At 70.1% G+C, this 20,780-nt stretch carries 19 protein-coding genes; 8 read left to right on the forward strand and 11 right to left on the reverse strand.

Features of this window, described 5'->3' with window-relative positions; translation table 11 throughout:
* Positions 1-8 precede the first annotated feature (8 nt).
* From GWK61_RS37860 to GWK61_RS37875, 4 genes are read left to right on the forward strand one after another with little or no spacing between them, the layout of a single operon-like run.
* A complete protein-coding gene (locus GWK61_RS37860) occupies positions 9-149 on the forward strand; it encodes a cellulose binding domain-containing protein (RefSeq protein ID WP_228563605.1) in 141 nt (46 codons plus the stop codon).
* 32 nt (positions 150-181) lie between these two features.
* A complete protein-coding gene (locus tag GWK61_RS37865; RefSeq protein WP_194916525.1) occupies positions 182-1,249 on the forward strand; it encodes an ABC transporter substrate-binding protein in 1,068 nt (355 codons plus the stop codon).
* On the forward strand, positions 1,246-2,382 hold the full coding sequence (locus GWK61_RS37870) for an acyl-CoA dehydrogenase family protein (RefSeq protein ID WP_194916526.1): 1,137 nt from the start codon (positions 1,246-1,248) through the stop codon (positions 2,380-2,382). The genes GWK61_RS37865 and GWK61_RS37870 overlap by 4 nt, the downstream gene beginning before the upstream one ends.
* Positions 2,379-3,797 carry an FAD-binding oxidoreductase gene (locus tag GWK61_RS37875; RefSeq protein WP_323747938.1) on the forward strand — a complete coding sequence of 473 codons (1,419 nt, stop codon included), beginning with the start codon at positions 2,379-2,381 and terminating at the stop codon, positions 3,795-3,797. The genes GWK61_RS37870 and GWK61_RS37875 overlap by 4 nt, the downstream gene beginning before the upstream one ends.
* On the opposite strand, the gene GWK61_RS37880 is transcribed toward GWK61_RS37875, so the two are convergent.
* The 6 genes from GWK61_RS37880 to GWK61_RS37905 all read right to left on the reverse strand — a co-directional run bounded on the left by GWK61_RS37880 (position 3,736) and on the right by GWK61_RS37905 (position 10,946).
* Complete coding sequence (locus GWK61_RS37880) at positions 3,736-5,130, reverse strand: LLM class flavin-dependent oxidoreductase (RefSeq protein WP_194916527.1); 1,395 nt, start codon at positions 5,128-5,130, stop codon at positions 3,736-3,738. The genes GWK61_RS37875 and GWK61_RS37880 overlap by 62 nt on opposite strands.
* Complete coding sequence (locus GWK61_RS37885; protein WP_194916528.1) at positions 5,127-6,476, reverse strand: hypothetical protein; 1,350 nt, start codon at positions 6,474-6,476, stop codon at positions 5,127-5,129. Before GWK61_RS37885 ends, GWK61_RS37880 begins: the two co-directional genes overlap by 4 nt.
* The gene (locus GWK61_RS37890) at positions 6,473-7,663 is read right to left on the reverse strand and encodes a dipeptidase (protein WP_194916529.1); all 1,191 of its coding nucleotides are present in this window, start codon (positions 7,661-7,663) and stop codon (positions 6,473-6,475) included. The genes GWK61_RS37885 and GWK61_RS37890 overlap by 4 nt, the downstream gene beginning before the upstream one ends.
* Positions 7,664-7,845: 182 nt before the next feature.
* Positions 7,846-8,163 carry a transposase gene (locus GWK61_RS37895; RefSeq protein ID WP_194916530.1) on the reverse strand — a complete coding sequence of 106 codons (318 nt, stop codon included), beginning with the start codon at positions 8,161-8,163 and terminating at the stop codon, positions 7,846-7,848.
* A gap of 235 nt (positions 8,164-8,398) precedes the next feature.
* Positions 8,399-9,331 carry a TIGR03619 family F420-dependent LLM class oxidoreductase gene (locus GWK61_RS37900; protein WP_194916531.1) on the reverse strand — a complete coding sequence of 311 codons (933 nt, stop codon included), beginning with the start codon at positions 9,329-9,331 and terminating at the stop codon, positions 8,399-8,401.
* 103 nt (positions 9,332-9,434) lie between these two features.
* Positions 9,435-10,946: an alkaline phosphatase family protein gene (locus tag GWK61_RS37905; RefSeq protein WP_194916532.1), complete on the reverse strand. Its 1,512-nt coding sequence runs from the start codon at positions 10,944-10,946 to the stop codon at positions 9,435-9,437.
* A 416-nt stretch (positions 10,947-11,362) separates the two neighbouring features.
* Here GWK61_RS37905 and GWK61_RS37910 point away from each other — a divergent pair, with 416 nt between their 5' ends.
* Together GWK61_RS37910 and GWK61_RS37915 are read left to right on the forward strand one after the other, a co-directional pair.
* Complete coding sequence (locus GWK61_RS37910; RefSeq protein WP_194916533.1) at positions 11,363-11,896, forward strand: ricin-type beta-trefoil lectin domain protein; 534 nt, start codon at positions 11,363-11,365, stop codon at positions 11,894-11,896.
* Between the two features lie 220 nt (positions 11,897-12,116).
* A complete protein-coding gene (locus GWK61_RS37915) occupies positions 12,117-12,710 on the forward strand; it encodes an RICIN domain-containing protein (protein WP_194916534.1) in 594 nt (197 codons plus the stop codon).
* A gap of 140 nt (positions 12,711-12,850) precedes the next feature.
* Here the strand turns inward: GWK61_RS37915 and GWK61_RS37920 are convergent, their stop codons facing one another.
* The 4 genes from GWK61_RS37920 to GWK61_RS37935 form a co-directional block, all read right to left on the reverse strand.
* Positions 12,851-13,642 carry a phosphotransferase gene (locus tag GWK61_RS37920; protein WP_323747939.1) on the reverse strand — a complete coding sequence of 264 codons (792 nt, stop codon included), beginning with the start codon at positions 13,640-13,642 and terminating at the stop codon, positions 12,851-12,853.
* Positions 13,643-13,822: 180 nt separating this feature from the next.
* Positions 13,823-15,451: a Na+/H+ antiporter gene (locus tag GWK61_RS37925; protein WP_194916535.1), complete on the reverse strand. Its 1,629-nt coding sequence runs from the start codon at positions 15,449-15,451 to the stop codon at positions 13,823-13,825.
* Entirely contained in the window at positions 15,444-15,659 is a 216-nt protein-coding gene (locus GWK61_RS61040) for an Atu4866 domain-containing protein (protein ID WP_194916536.1), read from the reverse strand. The genes GWK61_RS37925 and GWK61_RS61040 overlap by 8 nt, the downstream gene beginning before the upstream one ends.
* Before the next feature lie 80 nt (positions 15,660-15,739).
* A complete protein-coding gene (locus GWK61_RS37935) occupies positions 15,740-16,294 on the reverse strand; it encodes an NAD(P)-binding domain-containing protein (protein WP_228563603.1) in 555 nt (184 codons plus the stop codon).
* A 270-nt stretch (positions 16,295-16,564) separates the two neighbouring features.
* On the opposite strand from GWK61_RS37935, the gene GWK61_RS37940 reads away from it, so the two are divergent.
* Complete coding sequence (locus tag GWK61_RS37940; RefSeq protein WP_194916537.1) at positions 16,565-19,321, forward strand: AAA family ATPase; 2,757 nt, start codon at positions 16,565-16,567, stop codon at positions 19,319-19,321.
* Positions 19,322-19,490: 169 nt separating this feature from the next.
* Here the strand turns inward: GWK61_RS37940 and GWK61_RS37945 are convergent, their stop codons facing one another.
* Positions 19,491-20,033 (reverse strand): RICIN domain-containing protein, encoded by a 543-nt coding sequence (locus GWK61_RS37945; RefSeq protein WP_194916538.1) that lies wholly within the window; start codon positions 20,031-20,033, stop codon positions 19,491-19,493.
* 221 nt (positions 20,034-20,254) lie between these two features.
* On the opposite strand from GWK61_RS37945, the gene GWK61_RS37950 reads away from it, so the two are divergent.
* Positions 20,255-20,731 carry an MBL fold metallo-hydrolase gene (locus GWK61_RS37950; RefSeq protein WP_194916539.1) on the forward strand — a complete coding sequence of 159 codons (477 nt, stop codon included), beginning with the start codon at positions 20,255-20,257 and terminating at the stop codon, positions 20,729-20,731.
* Positions 20,732-20,780 lie beyond the last annotated feature (49 nt).

Consider the following 20,780-nt stretch of genomic DNA (forward strand, 5'->3'; position numbering starts at 1 on the left):
CCACCAGCCTGAGCTGGAACGCGAACCTGGCGGCGAACGGCGGCAACTCGGCGAGCATCGGGTTCGTCGGGAACAACGACGGCGCTTATCCGTCGCCGGCCGCGATCAGCCTCAACGGCACTGTCTGCACCACCACCTACAGCTCCTGAAGCCCTCAGCACCCGACGAACAGGAGACTGTCATGCGTAACGATTGGAGGGTCAGGGCGAAAGCGGTCGCCCTGACCGCCGCCACCGCCGCAACCGCCCTGGCCGCGTCGGCCTGCGCGAGTTCCACGTCCTCCGCCGGCACCGCCAAAGCCGCCGACGCGCAGGGCGCCGCCGCGTCCTCGGTCACGCTGCGCGTCGGGGTGACCGGCTGGAACAACTTCGAGGCCGCGCTGAAGGTGGCCGGCCTGGACGACACCCCCTACCACGTCGCCTGGTCCGTGTTCAGCGGCGGCAACCTCCAGCTCCAGGCCATCCAGTCCGGCGCGCTCGACGTCGCCGACAGCAGCGAGATCCCGCCGGTCTTCGCGGCCGCCGGCGGCACGGTGAACTTCAAGGTCGTGGCCGTACAGAAGGCGAACACGCTGTTGCAGGAACTGGTCGTCGGCAAAGGATCGGCCGTCACGAACGTGGCCGGGCTCAAGGGCCGGAAGGTCGGCTACGTGCAGAACACCACGGCGCAGTACTTCCTCGACAAGCTGCTGGTCCAGGCCGGCCTGTCCTGGAAGGACATCACGCCGGTGCCGCTGACGCCGAACGAAGGCGTCGCGGCGCTCAACTCCGGCTCCATCACCGCTTTCGCGAGCTACGGCAACTCCATCATCACCGCGCACGCCGGCGGCGCCACCACCATCGGCTCCGCCGAGCAGATCCTGTCCGGCAACTTCCCGTGGGAGGTGTCGAACTCGCTGCTCGGCAACGCCGCGCAGAAGGCGGCGCTGGTGGACTTGCTCGTCCGGATCAACAAGGCCTACGCCTATATCCGCGACGGACATCAGCAGCCGTTCGCACAGGCCACCGCGACCGCCACCCACGAACCGGTGAGCGAGGCGCTGAGCCAGCTCACCGCGGACGAGGCCCAGCAGCAGACCCGCATCGTGCCGACCAGTGCCGCCGCGATCGCCTCGGAACAGTCCGTCTCGGACGTCTTCGGCGGTATCAATGCCCTGCCGAAGACGGTCACGGTGTCGTCGTTCTGGTCCACTGATCTGAACGCCGAGTTCGCCAAGGCTCTCAACGCTGCCGGAGAGGCTATGTCATGAGCATCCTGGACGACCTGGCCCCGGTCACCGCCGCGCTAGCTGCCGACGCGGACCACTACGACCGCTCCGGCGAGTTCCCCGCCACCGGCATCGAAGCCGTGCACAAGGCCGGGTTGCTGACCGCGACCGTCCCCGTCGAGCAGGGCGGAGCCGGTCTGGGCATCGGAGGCAGCGCGCGAGTGCTCGCCGCGCTCGGCGAGGGCGACCCTTCCGTCGCGCTCATCTCCGCGATGACGCTGCTCACGCACCTGCGGCAGGCGCAGCGTCCGCATTGGCCCGAGGAACTCTACCAGCAGGTCCTGAACAGCTCGGCCGAGCGTCCGACGCTGCTCAACGCGGCGCGCGTCGAGCCGGAGCTCGGCTCGCCCGCGCGCGGCGGACTGCCGGCGACCGTCGCCAGGCGTACCGCCGACGGCTGGTCGGTCAGCGGCCGCAAGCGCTTCGTCACCGGGGCCGACGGGCTCGCACACTTCCTCGTCTGGGCCGGGACCGACGAGCCGGCGCCGCGCATCGCGACGTTCGTGGTGCCCGCGGACCGTCCCGGCATCACGGTCCACCACGACTGGGACCAGCTCGGCCTGCGCGCCAGCGGCAGCCACGACGTCAGCTTCACCGAGGTCGAGATCCCGGCCGGGCACATCCTGGACCCGGTCGAGCGCGGGGCCAGAGCCGAGCAGGACAACAAGGGTCTGGCCGCGCTCGGGCTGACCGTCGCGGCGATCTACCTGGGCGTCGCGCACGCGGCGCAGAAGGCCTTTCACCGGTTCGCCCACGAGCGCGTCCCGGCGAACCTGGGGCATCCGATCGCGCGCACCGACCGCTTCCGCGACGCGGCCGGCGAGATCGAGGTGAACCTGGCCGGGGCGCGGCAGCTGCTCTACTCGGTCGCCGACCAGTACGACCGCGGGGAGGACCCGGAGCCGAAGGCCGCGCAGTCCGCCCGGATCCTGGCCGTGCGCCAGGCGAACGCGGCCGTGGCACTGGCTGTGCGGCTGCTCGGCAATCCCGGGCTCAGCCGCGGGCTGCCGCTGGAGCGGCATTTGCGTGACATCCAGTTCGCCGCGATCCACGCGCCGCAGGACGACATCGTGCTGCGGCAGTTGGGGACGGCTGTGCTGGAGGCCGACGCGTGACTGGCGTTGCGACCGGCGCTGCGAGCGGCGTCGTGGATCTGCTCGCTGCTGTGCTCCCGGCCGAGCGGATCCGCATCGACCGGCCAACCCTCGCCGCGCACCGCCACGACCGCTCCGGCTGGGCTCCCGACGGCCTGCCCTCGGCGGTGGTCTTCCCGGAGAGCACCGAGGAGGTCGCCGCGATCCTGCGCGCGGCCGACGCGGCACGGACTCCCGTCGTCACCCGCGGCGCCGGCACCGGGCTGTCCGGGGCCGCCACCGCCACCGACGGCGAGATCGTGCTGAGCACCGCGCGGCTCGACCGCGTCCTGGAGCTCTCCCCCGACGACGAGTTGGCCGTCGTCGAACCCGGCGTCATCTCCGCCGACCTCGACCGCGCCGCCGCCGAGCACGGGCTCTGCTACGCGCCGGACCCGGGCAGCGTCGAGATCTGCACCATCGGCGGCACCATCGCCACCAACGCCGGCGGACTCCGCTGCGCCAAGTACGGCGTAACTCGGGAGAGTGTGCTCGGCCTGGACGTCGTGCTCGCCGACGGGCGCCGGATCCAGACCGGCCGGCGCACCGTCAAGGGCGTCACCGGATACGACCTGACCAGCCTGTTCATCGGCTCGGAGGGGACGCTCGGCGTCGTGGTCGGCGCGACCCTGCGCCTGCTGCCCCGGCCCGCGTCCACCTCGACCATCGCAGCGTTCTTCGACGACGTCGAGGGCGCCGCGCAAGCCGTCGCCCGGATCCGTGCCCAGCGCATCCGCCCCGCCGTCGCCGAACTGCTCGACGGCGCCACCCTCGCCGCCATCGACGCCGCCGAAGCCACCGAAGCCACCGAAGCCACCGGCTTCGCCGCCCGGGGCGGCGCGCTGCTGATCGTGCAGACCGACGGAGCCGGCGCCGCCGCCGAGGCCGACGCCGCGCTCAGCGCGATCAGGCCCGGCAGCACCGACGTCGCCGTCACCGACGACCCCGCGGAGGCCGCCGAACTGCTGCGCGCCCGCCGCCTGGCACTGCCCGCGCTGGAGAAGCTCGGCCGCGTCCTCATCGAGGACATCGCCGTCCCCCGCTCACGGCTGGCCGAGGCCGTCCGCGCCGTGTCCGCCATCGCCGACCGGCACGGCGTCCGCGTGGCCACCCTCGCCCACGCCGCCGACGGCAACCTGCACCCCATCTTCGTCCTCGACGACGCGCCCGCGAACGCCCCGGTCCCCGAACCGGCCTGGACTGCTGCCGCCGAAGTCTTCCGCACCGCACTCCGCCTCGGCGGCACCCTGACCGGCGAGCACGGCGTCGGCCTGCTCAAGCGGCATTGGGTCGCCGAGGAGGTCGGCGACGTCAGCCTCGCGGTCCACTATCAGATCAAGCAGGCCTTGGACCCTCATGGGATTCTGAACCCCGGCAAAGCCCTCGGGATGCCATGAACGGCGACTCACCGGTGCCCCCGCACGGCTCGGGCAGACCGAGGTTCCCGCGCAGGGTATTGCTCTCGTACGCGGTGCGGAACAGGCCGCGGCGCTGGAGCTCCGGCACCACTTCGCGCACGAACTCCGCCAAGCTCGCCGGGGCCAGCGCCGACATCACGTTGAAGCCGTCGGCGGCGCCGGTGGCCAGCCACTCCTCCATCACGTCGGCGACGTCCGCCGCGGTGCCCACGGCTTCGAGATGGCCATTGGCGATGGCAGTGCGCTGATACAGCTGCCGGATGGTCAGCCCGTGCTCGCGCGCCAGACGCAGCCACACCTGGCGACGGCTGGGGACCCTGTCGGTCTCGGGCAGGTCCGGGACCGGGCCGTCGAGGTCGTGGCCGGACAGGTCGCCGAGGAAGAGGCCCAGGTGGGCGAGCCCGAGATGCGGGTCGATCGCTTCCTGGAGCCGACCGTAGCGCGCTTCGGCCTCGGCTCGTGTGCGGCCGAGGATCGGCAGGATGCCGGGCAGCACCAGCGCTTCGGCCGGGTCGCGTCCGTGCGCGGCGACCCGCTCCTTGAACGCCCCGTAGTAGTCGCGGGCGGCGCCGATCGTGCTCTGCACGGTATAGACGACGTCTGCGATCCGCGCCGCCAAGTCCAGCCCGGCCGGTGAGGCGCCGGCCTGGATGAGGACCGGCCGGCCGGTCGGCGTCCGTGGGACGTTGAGCGGCCCGTCGACCCTGAAGTAGCGCCCCCGGTGGTTCAGCCGCCGCACCCGGTCCGGGTCGAAGTACCGGCCGGTCGCCGCGTCGAACACGAAGGCGTCGGCATCCCAGCCGGACCACAGGCCGGTGGCCACGTCCACCGCCTCCTCGGCGCGCGCGTACCGCTCGGCCTTCGCCGGCAGACGCTCCAGGCCGAAGTTGCGAGCCTCGTCGTCCAGGGTTGAGGTGACGACGTTCCACGCCGCCCGCCCGCCGCTGATGTGGTCGAGTGAGGCGAACTGCCGCGCGATCTGGTACGGCTCCTGCAAGGTGGTGGACATGGTGCCGGCCAGGCCGATGTTGCTGGTCAGCGAAGCCAGCGCGGACAGCACGGTGATAGGTTCCAGATCCGTGGCCGAGCTGGCCTGGCCGAGGGCGCCCGCCGGACGATCGTGCAGCGCCGCGGTCTGCCGGTCGGGGATGAACACGAGGTCGAACAGGCCCTGCTCGGCGATGGCCGCCATGGTCCGGTACACCTCGAAATCCGCCACCTTCGGCATACCGGGCAGACGCCAGCCACTCGCGTGATAGCCCAGCCCCTTCACCGAAGCAGCCAACCGCAGACGGCGTCCCGGGCTGCTCACAGCGACACCCCGTCCGAGTCGACCGGCGATGCGCACACAGAACCGCACACAGCCAGGGCGGCGCTCCCTCCGGCGTGGACGATCGTCCGGGTGCCCGCCAGGATCATCGAGCCGAGGACGGTCCCCAACGCACACAGCACACTGAGTTTCGGGACCCGCCCGGGAACATCAGGGAACTGTTCGTCCCATTCCGGGTAGGGCCCGAAGACCGCCTCCTGAACGATCCAGGTCCGGCCGGTCGCGGACTGATCCCAAGCTTGATTCAGCAATTCCAGACTGCGGGTCGACGCGCCGTCGAGCAGATGGATTCCGGTGCCACCGCTACCGCTGTAGGGATCGGAGCCGGCGTATTTGAGAAGGTATGGCCGCCGCGCCAGTTCATGAGCGAAAGCCGCCCGGGACGCAAGACGCCCGTCGGGCATCTGCACGCCGTCCGCTTCCAGGATCGCCGTATACGGGAACAGATCCCGGTCCCGGTCGCTGAACAGCGATCGGGTGTGCCTCCAGAAGGGCAACGCGGTGGTGACCTTGCTGTAGAACATGGAGTTCAGCGACTGGTCGTACAGGAACGGTTCGTCGAGCGCCCGAGCCAGATGCAGCGCGGGACGGTGTTCGGTGAACAGGCTGGCCAGATTGTGGGACCTGATGTGGTGGACGTCGTCGGCGCCGATCCCGGGGTCCAGCCCGAAGTAGAACGTGCCGGCGGCGCGGGTCCGCTCCAGGAAGTACCGGACGCCGGTCTGCCCGCCGGCGGTGTCGATCAGGTACATCACGCAAGGGTCGACGGTCCCCAGCGCCTGGCGCAGGGCCGAGGTATAGGCGATCGCGGTGGCCTCGCCGTCTGTGCCCAAGGTGTCGCGGTCGTGGCTGCCCGCGAGGTCGGCGAGGTATTCGACGGCGAGCAGGTACTCGCCCCAGCCGGACCCCGGCGCCTGGATCTCGAAGATCTTGCCGTCCAGCGATTCGTCGGTCCGGAAGCTGTGCGGTGCGGTGACGGCCGCCGCGCCGAGCGAGCGGTGGAACTCCAGTCCCAGGTGCTCTGGCAGGTCGCCGTAGAGCGCCGCGCCGACCTCGCGCGGCACATCGCCGGCCAAAACGGCCAGGTAGACGCGGAGACAGCCCTCGAAGAACTCCGCGACCACCCGCGGGCGGTCGCTGGACAGCGCCGCGCGCGTCGGCGACGGCAGGAACGCCCGGGGTGCCGGCGGCGGCGTCTTGATCCGGGCACCTGCGCCGAGCCAGCGGCTCAGGTGGTCCCCGAACCACTCCTGATCTCGCGCTGTGAGCCACGGAGCGTTCGGGAGCGACGGCTGCCGCGGGTTCGCGACTATGGGTGCGGTGGTCATCGGCGTGCTCCCCAGATCCGGTCCAGCACTCGCAGGACGTTCGCGCCGATCACCTTGACGATCTCGGCGTCGCTCCACCCGTCGCCCACCAGCCGGCGCACGATGTTCGGGAAGCACTCGCCGGGGTTCTCCAAGCCGTCGACGTAGCCGACCGGCGTGAACGGCGGCCCGGCGGCGTGGAAGGCAGCCAGGTTCAGGGTTCCGGCGACCTGCCCGTGCAGCGCGACGTGGTCGCCGAAGAAGGTGTCCGGGCCGAAGGCGACATGCTCTGCGCCGATCAGGTCCACGCAGTAGCGGAAGTGGTCCATCACCGATGCGATGCTGTGCACCGGATTCGCCGCACTGAGCGTGGTGTGCGGTGCGGCCTCCAGCCCGATCAGCCCGCCGGCTTCCGCGCAGGCGACGAGGACGCGGTCGGGCTTCATCCGGCGGGTGTTCCACACTCCCCGGGCTCCCGCGTGGGTGATGAGGACCGGATGTTCGCTGGCCTCGATGACGTCCAGGCCGGTCCGGTCGCCGGCGTGGGATATGTCGATCGCGATGCCGAGCTGGTTCATCCGGCGCACGGCCCGGCGCCCCAAGGCCGTCAGTCCCTCGTCCTTGGCGGCCTGGAGACCGGAGCCGAGGGCGTTCTGCTGCTGGTAGACGATGCCGAGCTGGCGTATGCCCAGGCCGTAGAGCACGTCGATGCGGTCCAGCTCGTCGCCGATCACCTCGGAGCCTTCCAGACCGAGCACGAGCGCCACGCGTCCGGCCTCCCGGGCCCGAAGCAGCTCGGCTGTGCCGCGTGCGATCGTGACGAAGTCCTGCTGCGCCACGTCGCACAGCCGCATCCCCAAGTCGGTGATGGTCCGGTCCCAGGACCACCCGGGAAAGCCGACGTTGTCGAACACCGCGTCCAGTCCGGACCGCCTCAGGCCCGCGTAGCCGAGCGCGACGCGGCCGGTGGCCTGGTAGGCGGCGAGTTGGTCCAGATCGGCGGGCAGGCGGAACGGATGGTCGTGCAACGAGATGACCAGGCTTCCGGCGATCAGCTCGCGGGCCCGGAGCTCCTGGGCCTCCGTGAGGCCTGCTTCGTAGGAAGGTAATCGGCCGACGTCGGTCGCGAGGTCGAACGACGCGCGGTTCTCATCGGCGTCCAGGTAGGCGAATGCGGTGTAGCCGTCGTACCCGGCAGGCTGTTTCATCTCCACGGGCCTCCAATTCCAGAGCGGCGAAGAACGTCCTTGCGCAGCAAGTGGCCACTCGCGGTCAGCTGGAGGTCACTACGGATCAGCGGTTCGCCAGGTTCATCAGCGAACCCGATTCGTCGGTGAGCCCGGCACCGCCTGAGCCCGGTTCGCCAGTGACGATCACTGGCGGGCCCAGCTCACCGGCCCCGGGAACCCCCGTCGCGGACCCACGGCAAGATGCAGCAGGCCTCGGCTCCGTCCCCGAGCGCCGCGGCCAGCCGCTCCCACGTCCCGTCCTCGCGCCACGCGTAATAGAGCGCGTACACCGTCTGATGCGGTCCGTACTTCGCCGGCAGGCGGCTCCAGCTGGCGCCCTGCCGGAAGCGCCAGCGAATGCCGTCGATCAGCTCGCGGCGCGACCGGGACCGCGGCCGGCCGCCTTTGCGCGAGATCCGGGGCTCGGCCAGCAGCGGCTCCAGGCGGGCCCACTGGGAGTCGGTGAGGTCGCCGTTCACTTCGCCTCCTCGTTCAGCGGCCCCGGATGCGCCTGCAGGAGGAGATGACAGCCGACGGCCGGGGCGTCCGTCGGGATCTACGCGTCGTGGCGCCGGCAGGTTCACCCGCTCGCGGAGCGCGCCTTATACACGCGGATTCACGCTGTGAACCGACGCGACCCGACGCGACCCATAAGCCCGCAGCACCGCTGCCTCATGACCGACGCGAGACGCGTCGTGGCCGCCGACTCCCGACTCACCTGTCGCGCAGGCCCTGACCGTCCAAAGCCGTGATCAACGCCGCGGCCTTGTCCAGCAGCTCCTTCGCGGACCCGGCGTTCGTGATCGCCACGATGCCCTCCCCCGCCCCGATCTCCGCCATCTCCGCGATGTCGGACACCACCTGTCCGACCGAGCCGTGGAACCGCACACGGTCCGGCCCGGCGGCGGTCGCGGTCGGCGCGACGTGCATCAGCGGCGTCAGCCCGACCGCGTCTTCGGTGCGTCCGTGACCGATCGCCGCCTCGCAGATCCGCTTCCACTGCTCCCCCATGACCGCCGCGGGGACGCCGGTGGCGAGCCAGCCGTCGGCGCGGCGGGCGATGCGGTCCAGCGCGCCCGCCGAGCTGCCGCCGCCGATCAGCACCGGGATGCGGCCGAGCGGCTTGGGCCCGACCACGGCGTCGTCGATCCGCATCCGGGAATCCCGGTAGGTCACCGGATCGGCGCCCCACAACGCCTGGAACGCGTCCAGGGTCTCCTCCAGCGAGCGGCCACGGCTTCGGAAGTCCGCGCCGGCGGCCAGGAACTCGTCCTGGGACCAGCCGACGCCCAGGCCGGCTGTCACCCGGCCGCCACCGGTCGCCTGGTCGAGGGTGGCGAAGGTCCTGGCCAGGTGCTGCGGCTGGTGCAGCCCGGCGACCAGGACGCACGTCCCCAGCCGGATCACGGAGGTGGCCGCCGCGGCCAGCGTCAGCACGGTCAACGGCTCGGCCGTCGAGCGGTAGACGTCCGGCCACGGCAGCCCCGGGACCCCGTACGCGCCGTCCCTGGGCTGGAGCGGGAACAGGGTCCGCTCGTAGGCCCACAGGCTCGAATAGCCGAGTACTTCAGCCCCACTCGCGACAGTGACCACGTCGGTTCGAAGGTCGTACTGCGATGTCTGAGGCAGCACCAGGCCGATCTTCATCGTGGACCACTTCCCTTCTCTGCTGTGGGTTGGCTCCAAATCGGCTCTACCCATCCCTCTCAGTGCCCGTCGGCGTGCAATACGCACCACGGATCATCGAGGTTCAGCCCAAGCGGCGCCGCCGACCTCGCTCCTGGACCGGAAAGGTCTGCCCGGCACCGGGAAACGCGGGAAGCGGCAGCTGGCCGGCCTCGTACGCGGCCAGGGTCAGCGGCCCGCTGGTGTCGGGAAGCGCCGGGAACCGGCCGCGGCTCGCCCTGCGGTCGAAGACCTCGGTGAAGTCGCCGAAGGTGGACCGGCGCCAGTCGCTGATGTTCGGTTCGGCGACCCCGGTCAGCCGCTCCAGGAAGCGCAGCACCGAGGTGTGGTCCAGCGGCGTGCTGCACACGTTGCCGCCGACCGTCCACGGCGAGACGACGATGCACGGCACCCGGTAGCCGGCGCCGATCGGCTGGCCGCCGCCGGCGGTACCGCCGGGCGAGGTGCGGGTGACGAACTCGTCCGGCGTGCCGTCCGGCGGCAGGGGCGGGGTGACGTGGTCGAACAGGCCGTCGTTCTCGTCGTAGTTGATGATGACCAGCGTCTTGGCCCACACCTCGGGGTTCGCGGCGATCGCGTCGAGCTTGCTCGCCAGCCACGCCGCGCCGGCGTTCGGCAGCGCGTCGGGGTGCTCGGAGACGCCCAGGGTCGGGAAGACCCAGCTGACCGTGGGCAGCTTGTCGTTGAGCGCGTCGTACTCGAACTGGCCGGCCGGGGTGCTCACCATCGCGCTCTTGTAGAGGGTCGAATCCTTCGGCGCGTCGATGTACTGCTTGAGGAACTGCAGCACGTTGAAGCCGTTCGAGCCGTAGGAATCGGTCTCCTGGTAGCACATCCAGGAGACGCCGGCCTCGGTCAGCCGCTCGGGATAGCTGGTCCACGAATACGTGCCGTGCAGCTGGCTGTTGTCGATCGCCGGACCGCCGAACCGCCCGTTCGGGTCGATGGTGCCGGTCATGTACATGTAGCGGTTTGGATGGGTCGGGCCGATGACCGAGCAGAAGTAGTTGTCGTACACCGTGAACGCATCGGCCAGCGCGTAGTGGAACGGAATGTCCTTACGCGTGTAATAGCCCATCGTGAACGGCCCGACCGCGGCGCCGTCGAACTTCGTGTGCGCGGTGACCCAGCTGTCCATCGCCCCGCCGTTGAGCGCGGCGTGCTGCACCGCCCAGCCGTGCCCGGTCGACGGGATCGCCTGCGCGGCGGTGGTCCGGCTGTCGAGGTGGAAGGGCAGCAGGTAGCCGTCCGGGTTGCTCGGATCGGGCTGGTAGAAGACCGACCGGCCGGAATCCAGCTGCGCAGCGCAGTCGTCGGCGAATCCGCGGACCCCGGCCAGGGTGCCGAAGTAGTGGTCGAAGCTGCGGTTCTCCTGCATGATCAGCACGACGTGCTCGACGTCGCGCAACCGCCCGCGCGCCGCCGAACCGGACGCGGCCTGGTCCGCGAGCGCCTTGGCCACGTTGGTGGGCAGCAGCGAGAGCGCCGTCGCCATGCCGCCGGCCGCGGCGGCCGAGCCGAGCAGACGCCGGCGGGAGACACCCGGTTCGGCGGCTGCGGGCACATCGGGGTTCATCGTGGATCGCTCCATCCTTGAGACATCATTGAGACCGCCGCACAGAGCGCGCGAGGCGAGCCCAACAATGGGGCGAGCGGGAGAATCTTCCGGCGTCGCCAGTGGTTGTCCGCCATGGCGGTTTAGTTAATAGACACAACTCCAGGGCTTCTCGAGCCGAGGCCGAAGTTGATTTCGCCGTCACGGGACCGGTCTGCAATCCTCAAAATCGCAGAGCATTGATTCCCGACGGCATCGGCAACCGCGGGCCCGCAAAAGCCACGCCTGTCGCGTCAAGCCCGCCGTACGGCAGACCCTCCACAAGATTCACTGCGGCGCCGGCTTTCAGCAGCCGTTGACAATCCGGAACCAGGGTCCGTATGCCTGGTACGGCACATATTGTCCGTGCCACCATCCATTTCGAAGGAGTCACGTCGATGATCAGTGGACGAATTCGATCCGCGCTTCACACCCCGCACCGCTCGCGGTTCGCGATCGTCGCGGCCCTGTCGCTCGGTGCCGTGGTGACCGGCGCGGGGACCAGTTCCGCCGCCGTCGCTCCGATCACCGGGCCCGTTTACGGCCTCCATGGACTCTGCGTGGATGACACGGCCTTCGGGACGGCGGACGGCAACCCGGTCCAGATCTACCAGTGCAACAACGGCAGCAACCAGCAGTGGACCCTCACCAACCCGATGTTCGGGCAGAACACCACGGTCACCGTCTACGGCAAGTGCCTCGACGCCCGAGGCGGCGGCACCGCGGACGGCACCCCCGTCGTGCTGTCGACGTGCACCGGCGCCGCCGACCAGGAATGGACGCTGGAGTATGTCGGGACCTGGGTCAATGTGAGTTCCGGGAAGTGTCTGGACGACCCTGCGTACGGCGGGTCGGGAACCGCGTTGCAGATCTGGGACTGCAACAACGGCAACAACCAGTATTGGCACGCCGCCGGGCTGCCGACCGGCTGAGAGTCCGATGACCACGAGTGGCCTGCGCAGCCTCGCCTCGGCGTGCAGGCCACTCGCAGCAAGCACGTGGTCTTGTTCCGCCACCGTCCGTAGCGAATATGGGGAGCTCCGTACGCGAACATGGGGAATGGCTCCCGATCCGGGTGACCTGCCGCCGGCCGTAGGTTTTCGTTGACCGGCCGGTCGTCCACTGTCACCCGATCGAATGGACACAAGACCCATGAACAGGATCTTCGGGCTGCTCGCCCCCGCGGTGGCACTGACCGCCGCCGCGGTCGCGGGCACCGGGGCGGCCGCCGCCCAAGCCGCGCCGACCACCACCACCCGCGCCACCTCGCACGTCATCAAGCCCTTCGACGGCGAGTTCCAGCCGATCCGGAACGTCGGCAACAACCTGTGCCTGGAGCCGACCACGCCGGCCGGGCCGAACTCGCCGGTCCTGCAGGTGAAGTGCGCGCCGGCCGGTAGCGACGAGGCCGTCCTGCAGGGCTTCCAGTTCCAGCAGATCAGCGGCACCACGTACAAGTTCGTCAATCAGCGGAGCGGCGCCTGCCTGTTCGCGTTCACCAGCGCCCACAACGGTGCGCCGATGGGCCTGGACACCTGCCGCACGGTCAGCAACGAGGAGTTCGACGCGCACGCCACGCTGCCCAACGTGACCGAGCTGGAGTCGAAGATCGGCTTCAGCGACACCGGGTTCTGCATGGACGTGCCCGGCGCCTCCCCCGCCACCGGCCTCCAGCTGCAACTGTTCAACTGCAACGGGACGCTCGCGCAGCGCTGGGTCATCGGCTTCCCGCCGCCCGCGCAGTGATCACAGGGCACTGATTCATCGCAGGGTACAGATTCACCGCAGGGTACAGATTCACCGCGAGACACAGCTCCGCGCCCGTTCCCGCAGCTCCGGCATCGGCATCGGCATCGGCAGCCTGCGGGAACGGGCGCGGAGCTCGTCTACTGGATCAGGGCGGCGAGGAAGGTCGCGCTCTGATCCGCGAGCCACGCCTGCAACCGATCGCAGGCGGCCCAGCCTCCGTGGTCATGGAAGGCTTTGACGAAAGCTGCGTCGCCGGCTTTGACACGAGCCGCGTAGTCCGCTCGCTCAAGGACGACCACCTCTTCGACAACGCTGAGCAACTGTGTTCGATCTTCGGCTGACATCCCATAGCCGTCGGCGAGGATCCGCAGTCGGCGGACCGAATCGAGGCCAACGTAGGACGGAAACCGCGCGGCCGTCTCGGGATCGAGCATCGGGACCCAGTAGCGTGCGGCCATCGCGACGTCCCAGAGCGGACGTCCCGGTGCGGCCATGTCGAAGTCGATCAGGCCGTACGCCTCACCGTCGCGAAAGACGACGTTCTCCACGCAGACGTCGCTGTGGCACAGAACCGTGCCGCCTCGCGGATCGGCCCAGTCCGTAGCCCACCGGACGCCCGGCTCCAGCGGAATCGCCGACGACGCCTCACGGAACCGCCGAAGCAACACGCCGACCGACCGCAAGGCCGCGTCGGTCATCGACCAAGCCGGATACGGCAACAGCGCGACCTCGCCGGACACGAAGGTCAGCTGCTCACGGCCGCCGCGCAGGCCGACGGGCTGGGGAGCGCCGCTGAAACCGTGCTCCGGCAACGCCTCCAGAAAACGGTGAATCGCCGCCGCGTGTGCCTGCGCCGGGCGGTCCACGATCTCGCCGCGCCGGACCACCGCGCCCGCGTTCGTGATCCCGCCGCTCAGTACCTCGTCCACGGCGACCAGCCTAGCCAGCCCGCAGGAAAGGCCGGGGCAAGACAGCCCTCGCTGTCGCGGATGAGGTCGGCCATCAACGTCGAAGCGTCGGGGTGGGTGACCTGGTCACGCCGGCGTTGTTGATCCCGGCCGCTGAGCCGGCCAGTCCGACAGCGGCCGCCTTCGAGACGTTGCGGATGATCAGTCCGCGGGCACTTTCTCAGAGGTCTGAGTCGTCGCGGCAACGTGGTGCTGAAGCAGGATGGCCTTCCTCAGGCCCTGTTCTTCCAAGTCCAGGTAGTTCTGCACGCGGCGCATGACGTCGTCGTCGATTCGGCGCCGACGTCGCAGGTCGATCAGCGCGGCACGCTTGACACTCAAGATCGCCTCCTGGAGCGAGTGCAGGGCGTTTTCTTGGCGATACGTGTGGCCGTCCGCCTCATCGGTGGCGTCACGGGCGGTCGCCAACCTGGCAAGATCGCGGGCGACCCGGTCGGTGGCGTCCGCGGGTATCTGGAGCCGGTCGGCGAGAGCGGGCATCTCGGCCAGGGCGACCGCTGCGATGTGCCGGACGGCGAGATCCTCCTCGTCCGTTTCGGTGGCGTCGTCGCCGAACCGGGCCTGACGGACGACCGCAGGCAGCGTCGGGCCCACGACCACCAGGGTCACCACGATGACCACGACGGTGATGAACACGATCGCGTCCCGTTGCGCGACCGGCTTTCCGTCGGCCGTCGTCGCCGGGATCGTCAAAGCCGCGGCGAGCGAGATCGCCCCGCGGATTCCAGCCCAGGCCAGCGGCAGCCGTTGGCGCGCGCCGATCCGCGCCTCCCGCTGCCGAGGCCGGCGGTCGACGAGGCGGACCACGACGGGCACGGTGTAGAACCACACCGCCCGGGCGGCGATGACGGTCACGCTGACCGCCGCCGAAATCGCGGTCGCCTGAAGAAGCGAGACCGATGTCAGCGCCCGCACGGCCGCGGGTGTCTGCATACCGACCAGGACGAACAGCGCGCCGTTGAGCAGGAACGTCGTCACCTCCCAGAACGACGTGGCCTGGATGCGCTCCCCGGAGCCGATGACCTTCGGCCCGATCCGGCTGGTGACCAGCCCGCAGACCACCACCGCCAAGGTTCCCGAGACGTGGATCGCGGCGGCGGGCAGGTAGGCCAGGAAAGGCGTGGCGACCGACAGGCCGCTGTGCAGCAGGCGGTCGGCGAGGTGCCGGCGCACACGGATCAAGGCGAGCGCCACCAGCGCGCCGATGACGATTCCGCCGAGGTACGACTCGGCGAAGCGGATCGTGGTGTGCGTGACGGAGAACGGGTCCCCGGTGGTCAGGGCTTCGAGCCCGACCGCGAGCAGGACGAAGGCGGTGCCGTCGTTGAGCAGGCTTTCGGTGCGCAGCAGGGTCACGATGCGACGCGGCATGCCCCCGATCGACGCCCCCACCGCCGAGGCGTCCGTCGGGGCCAGGACGGCTCCCAGCACGAAGGCGATCGGCCACGCGTAGCCCAGGGCGTGGGCCACCGCCGCCACCGCGAGCGCGGTGACCAGGACCAGCCCGGTCGCGGACAACGCGATCGAGCGGAAGTTGGCCCGCACCTCGCGCGTCGACGTGGTCAGCGACTCCCAGTACAGCAACGCCGGCAGGACCAGCATGAGGATCGCGTCAGGCGGCAGGTGGATGTGGTCGAAACGCGGGACGAGCCCCAGCAGGACACCCCCGGCGAGCAGCATCAACGGCTCGCTGAGCCGCAGGGTTCGCGCGGTCCAGGTCATCAGCAGCACCGCGGCCAGGACCACGACCAGCAGTTCGAGATCACCCATGCGTCGTCCTCGACTCCCCCGCAGCCCGGGGATCGGCCGGGCGGTTACTTGGGTGCGCTACACCTGGGAATGACGCGGCCCGGCGGCCCGGCGACGCCTCCTCGTCGTACCTGCCAGCCGCCCGGAGTTCCTGACTGATGTAACCGTCCTGGGTCACCCACATCCCGAAGCACGACTGCCGAGCGGATTTCGTGTTGTCGCCGTTCATGCAGCCGCCCTCTCCACACTCCTGGTGCTTTACCGCGAGCCCGAATAGAGCCCCGCTCGCCGTCGAGACCCATGGCGCCGCTACAGGTCGCCGACACTCGCGTATCGGTAGAAGAACGGGCCGAGCTCCGCGGCGATGGCCCGGGTGAGGCCGGAGCCGTCCTCCAGGAGGCGCGCGCCGGGGTCGATGTCGCCGACGAACACCGGCTCGTATCCGGCCTCGATGATGAGCCGTTCGGTGAGGGCGCGGACCTCGGGTTCGGCGGCGAACAGGTTGGTCGGGGTCACCCGCTGCTTCGAGATCTCGTCGTAGGCGGAGGCGAAGTTGGTGGAGAAGGACTTCGCGGTGGGGCCGCCGATGATGTCCTTGATCTGAAGCGTGAGCGACGGGTGGCCGGTGGGCCGCTCACCGTAGATGTTGCAGGTGTCGATGGTCGGCTTGCCCGCCAGACCGGTGACCCCGGCCAGGGCGGCGGCGATCGCCGGGCCCGGGACGGACACCACGACCACGTCGGCGTCGGAGGCGTCGCCGCCGTCCCGACCGAGGCCGGTGACCTCGTGTCCGGCCCGCCGCCACAGCTGGGCCAGGCCGCCTCCGACGCGACCGCGGCCGATGACGGTGATCTTCAGGGTCATGGTTCCCTCTCCGTTGGGAGCTGCCGAACCTCAAGCCTTCCCGGGGTACCGGGAAACCGCATCGGTGAAGATCGCCTACTTTTGCCGATGCCGCGGAATAGGCGGATCGCCCGCGACCGGCCAAGTGGTCAACGGATGGTAAGTTTTCCGCACACAAGCCTCCCGAAACTTACCAACCATTGACCAGTAGACTTCGCGGAGAACATCATGTGATCACCGCCCAGGGCTCCCCGTGACGCACAGGCGGTGACCTCGGAGGAAGCAGGGCACATGCAGGACCGCCGTGCGCCGGGCGAAGGCGCGGAGCTTGTGGGACGGCGTGCGGAGTCCGATGCCCTGAAGAAGATCCTGCAAGACCTGCGGGCGGGCCGTGGCGGGGCGCTCGTCGTGCGGGGCGAGGCCGGAATCGGCAAGACCGCCCTGCTGGAGTCCGTTCTCACCGCCGATGACGTGCGCGTCCTGCGGGTCAGCGGCGTGGAGTTCGAGACAGAGCTCGCCTTCGCCGCCCTGCACCAGCTGTGCTCCCCGGTCCTGGACGGGCTCAAGAAGCTCGCCGCGCCTCAGCTCGACGCCCTGAGCGCCGCCTTCGGGATCGGAGGGAAAGGCGCGCCGGACCGGTTTCGGGTCGGGCTGGGAGTGCTCGGCCTGCTGTCGGAGGCGGCGGCGGAACAGCCCTTGCTGTGCCTCGTCGACGACGCCCAGTGGCTGGACCAGGCGTCCGCACGGACGCTCGCGTTCGTGGCGCGCCGGGTCCAGAACGAGCCGGTGGCGTTCCTGTTCGCGGTCCGCGAGCCCGAGGTCCAGCCGGAGCTGGCCGGGCTTCCCGAGCTCCGGCTCGACGGCCTTGCGGAGCCGGACGCCCTCAGCCTCCTGCGATCACGGATCCGGGCTCCGCTGGACGACCGGGTCCACGACCGCATCCTCGCCGAAGCCCACGGCAATCCCCTGGCCCTGCTGGAGCTCCCGCGCGGCGCGGACCTGGCGGGCGGGTTCGCCCGGCCCGACGCCGTGCCGGTCTCGGGCAAGGTGGAGGCGAGCTTCCGGTCGCGGCTGCGGGGGCTGCCGCCCGACACCCGGCTCCTGCTGCTCGCGGCCGCCGCGGAGACCACCGGGGACAGTATCCTGTTGTGGCGGGCGGCCGAGTTGCTGGGCATCAGCTCGACCGCGGCGACACCCGCGGAGGAGACCGGCCTGATCACGTTCGGGCTGTGGGTGCGCTTCCGGCATCCGCTGGTGCGGTCCGTGGTCTACCGCGACGCCTCGCTGTCCGATCGCCGGGCCGTGCACGGCGCGCTGGCGCGGGCCATGTCGGACGCCGACGACGCCGACGAGCCGGACCGTCGGGCCTGGCACCGTTCCCAGGCCGCCACCGGCCCGGACGCCGAGGTGGCCGACGCGCTCGAACTCTCGGCCGGCCGGGCCCAGGCGCGCGGCGGCATCGCGGCCGCGGCGGCCTTCCTGGAGGCGGCGACCCGGTTGACGCCCGAACCGGCGCGCCGGGCCGAGCGCGCACTGGCAGCGGCCGACGCGAAGCGGGACGCCGGCGCCGGCGACACCGCGCTGGACCTTCTGGCCGTCGCCGACGCGGGGCCGCCGGACGCCTCCCGCCACGCACGCAGCGCCACGTTGCGTGCCCGGATCGCCTTCGACCAGGCCCGCAACGACGAGGCGGTCGCGCGGCTTCAGCAGGCTGCGAACCTCACCGTCCGCCTGGACGAGGCCGCTGCCCGGGACATCTTCCTGGAGACCCTGGCCGCGGCTGTCTTCGTGGGCCGGTACACCGAAGGCCCGCGCCTGCTCGAAACGGCCGACCGGGCCCGCGCGGTGCTTCCGGCACCGTTGCCCGCGCGGCCTCTCGACCTCCTGCTCGACGGTCTGGCGACGCACGTCAGATCCGGATTCATCGAAGCCGCACCGCTGCTTCGCCAGGTCGTCGACCTCTATCTGAAGGAAGAGGACGACAACGCCTTCTCACCGGGCGAGATCTGGCTGGCCTGCAGCGCCGCGATGGACCTGTTCGAGGACACCGCCTGGCGCACGCTGGCCGACCGCCAGGTCCGGTCCTCCCGCTCAACAGGTGCGGTGGCGGCGCTTCCGGTGTCGCTGAGCTACCTGGCGCTGACCGACATCCACGCCGGCCGCTTCGACGACGCCGGCGCGAACGTCGCCGAGGCCTGCGCCATCGCGGCGGAGATCGGCCTGCCGGGCATGGAATACGTCGAGATCACCCTCGCCGCCTGGCGCGGGGACAAGCGGACGGCCGAACTCGCCGCGACGGCCCACCGCGGCGCTGTCGCACGCGGCGAGGGCCGACTCGTCACCGCCATCGAGTTCGCCCAAGCAGTGTTCTTCAACAGCCTCGGCCGCTACCACGAGGCGCTGGAAGCCTGCCGACCCTCGGTCGAGCTCGACGAGATGGGCTTCCACTCCTGCACCCCGCACGAATTCGTGGAAGCGGCCGTCCGATCGGGCCGCCGCGACCTCGCGGTACCGGTGGTGGCGATGCTCAGCGAGCGGACCGGCGCGAACCCCACCGCCTGGGCCTCGGGCGTGGACCTGCGCAGCCAGGCTCTCATCGCCGCCGGCGCGGAGGCCGACGAGCTCTACCGCGCCGCGATCGCCAGCTTCGAGCGCAGCGAAGGACGCCTGCACACCGCACGAACCCACCTCCTGCACGGCGAATGGCTGCGGCGAGCGGGACGACGCCAGGCCGCCCGCACAAGCCTGCGCGAAGCTCACGAAACGCTGTCGGCGATCGGCGCCGACGGATTCGCCGCACGCGCCGCACGCGAACTGACCGCACTGGGCGAGCGGATCGACAATCGCGCGTCCACAGGCAGCGCCGGCCGCCTCACCGCCCAGGAGTTCCAGATCGCTCGGCTGGTCGCCACCGGAGCCACCTCCAAGGAGGTGGGAGCGCAGCTGTTCCTGAGCCCGCGGACGATCGACGCGCATCTGCGCAGCATCTTCAAGAAGCTTGAGATCACGTCGCGTCGCCAACTCAGGGACCTGCCACTCGCGAGGTGAGATCCGACCGACCGGCACCGTCGACGCACTCGGTGCCCGAGCCCTGGTTCACCCGCGCCGGCCACGGTCCCCGACCAACTTCTTGCCCACCGGATCGCGCCACACTCTGATGCGCGTCGGGCGCGTCGGGCACATCAGGTTGCGGCGCGATCCCCAGTGCGGTTCAGCGTCAGAAGTGCCAGAGCTCCAGCTCCGGGACGGTGGAGCAGGCCTCGAGCGCGGTCGCGTCGTGGTCGCTCTCGTTGCCGCCGCCCCGCGCGCTGAGGCACAGCGTGTTGCCGGACTCCACGTTCGCCAGTTGGAAGCCCGTCGCCGGGTCTCCCAGGACCGCCCACTTCTGGCCGCTTCCGGGCGGGCCGCACTGTTCCTGCCGGATGAGAGATTCCCGCACGATGCCGGTCGCCGGGTCCGGTGTCAGGCAGAAGTTGCTGTTCCTGTTGAGAATCTCGTAGTTGCCGTCGAGTGTCGGGATGAAATCAAACAGCTGCGGCAGCCCCTTGGGGCCCGTCCCGCGGCAGTGGAAGATCTGGATGAGCGCGCCCGCCGACGTCGAGCCGTCGGTCACGTCAAGGCACTCCCGCGAGTTGTTGGGCCCGGTCAGGGCCGAGGACACGATCTCGTGGTCGCCCGACGGAACGGTGGCGCTCGCGGCTGACGCGCCACCCGCCGAGGTGACGGCGAATCCGATGGCCAGCGCCACTGCGGCGATCACTTTCCGCGTTCGTCTGCTCCAGTGCATGTGATACCCCCCGTAGAGATCGGCTAGAAGATCAGTGAGTGCCGATGTCGTGTATTCGAGAAGAGATACGCACTGGGGTTACAACGCCGGATCCTGATACACCAGCGACGGAACGGTTGCGTTCCGACGAGCCAACGGCTACCTTCACAGTAGGACGGAACGGTATCGTTCCGATGATCTGAAGGGAGCCGGTCATGAACATCCACCCGCTGCGCATCGGCCGCACCAAGGTCCCGTTCGGCCAGTTCTACGGCGGCCTGGAAGGGTTCTCCATCAGCGATTTCGCCAATGACAAGGACCACTTCATCTGGGTGCCGATCCACGCCTACCTGCTTGAGCACCCCACTGTGGGGCCGGTTCTGATCGACACCGGCATCAGCCCGGCGCAGGCGGCGCACCGCGACTACTACCGCGGTTCGATCATGGAGTACGTGATGGACGCCGACGAGTACGATCTGCCGGCCGAGCAGACCATGTCGGCCCGCCTCGCAGAGCTCGGCTACCGGCCACAGGACGTCCGCGCGGTGATCATCACGCATTTCCACGAGGACCACGTCGGCGAACTCAACCTGTTCGCGCACGCCCCGGTGTACCTAAGGGCTCGCGTGAGAACTACGCGGTGGTGTCCGAGAGATCCCCTGCCGGTTTGTGATAGGCCCGCAGGGTGCTGACTGAGGATGAGATCGCGTCGCGGTTCGCTAGGATCCGGCCGTTCCTGGA

This window comes from Catenulispora rubra, assembly GCF_015356825.1.
GTDB classification, from domain to species: domain Bacteria; phylum Actinomycetota; class Actinomycetes; order Streptomycetales; family Catenulisporaceae; genus Catenulispora; species Catenulispora rubra.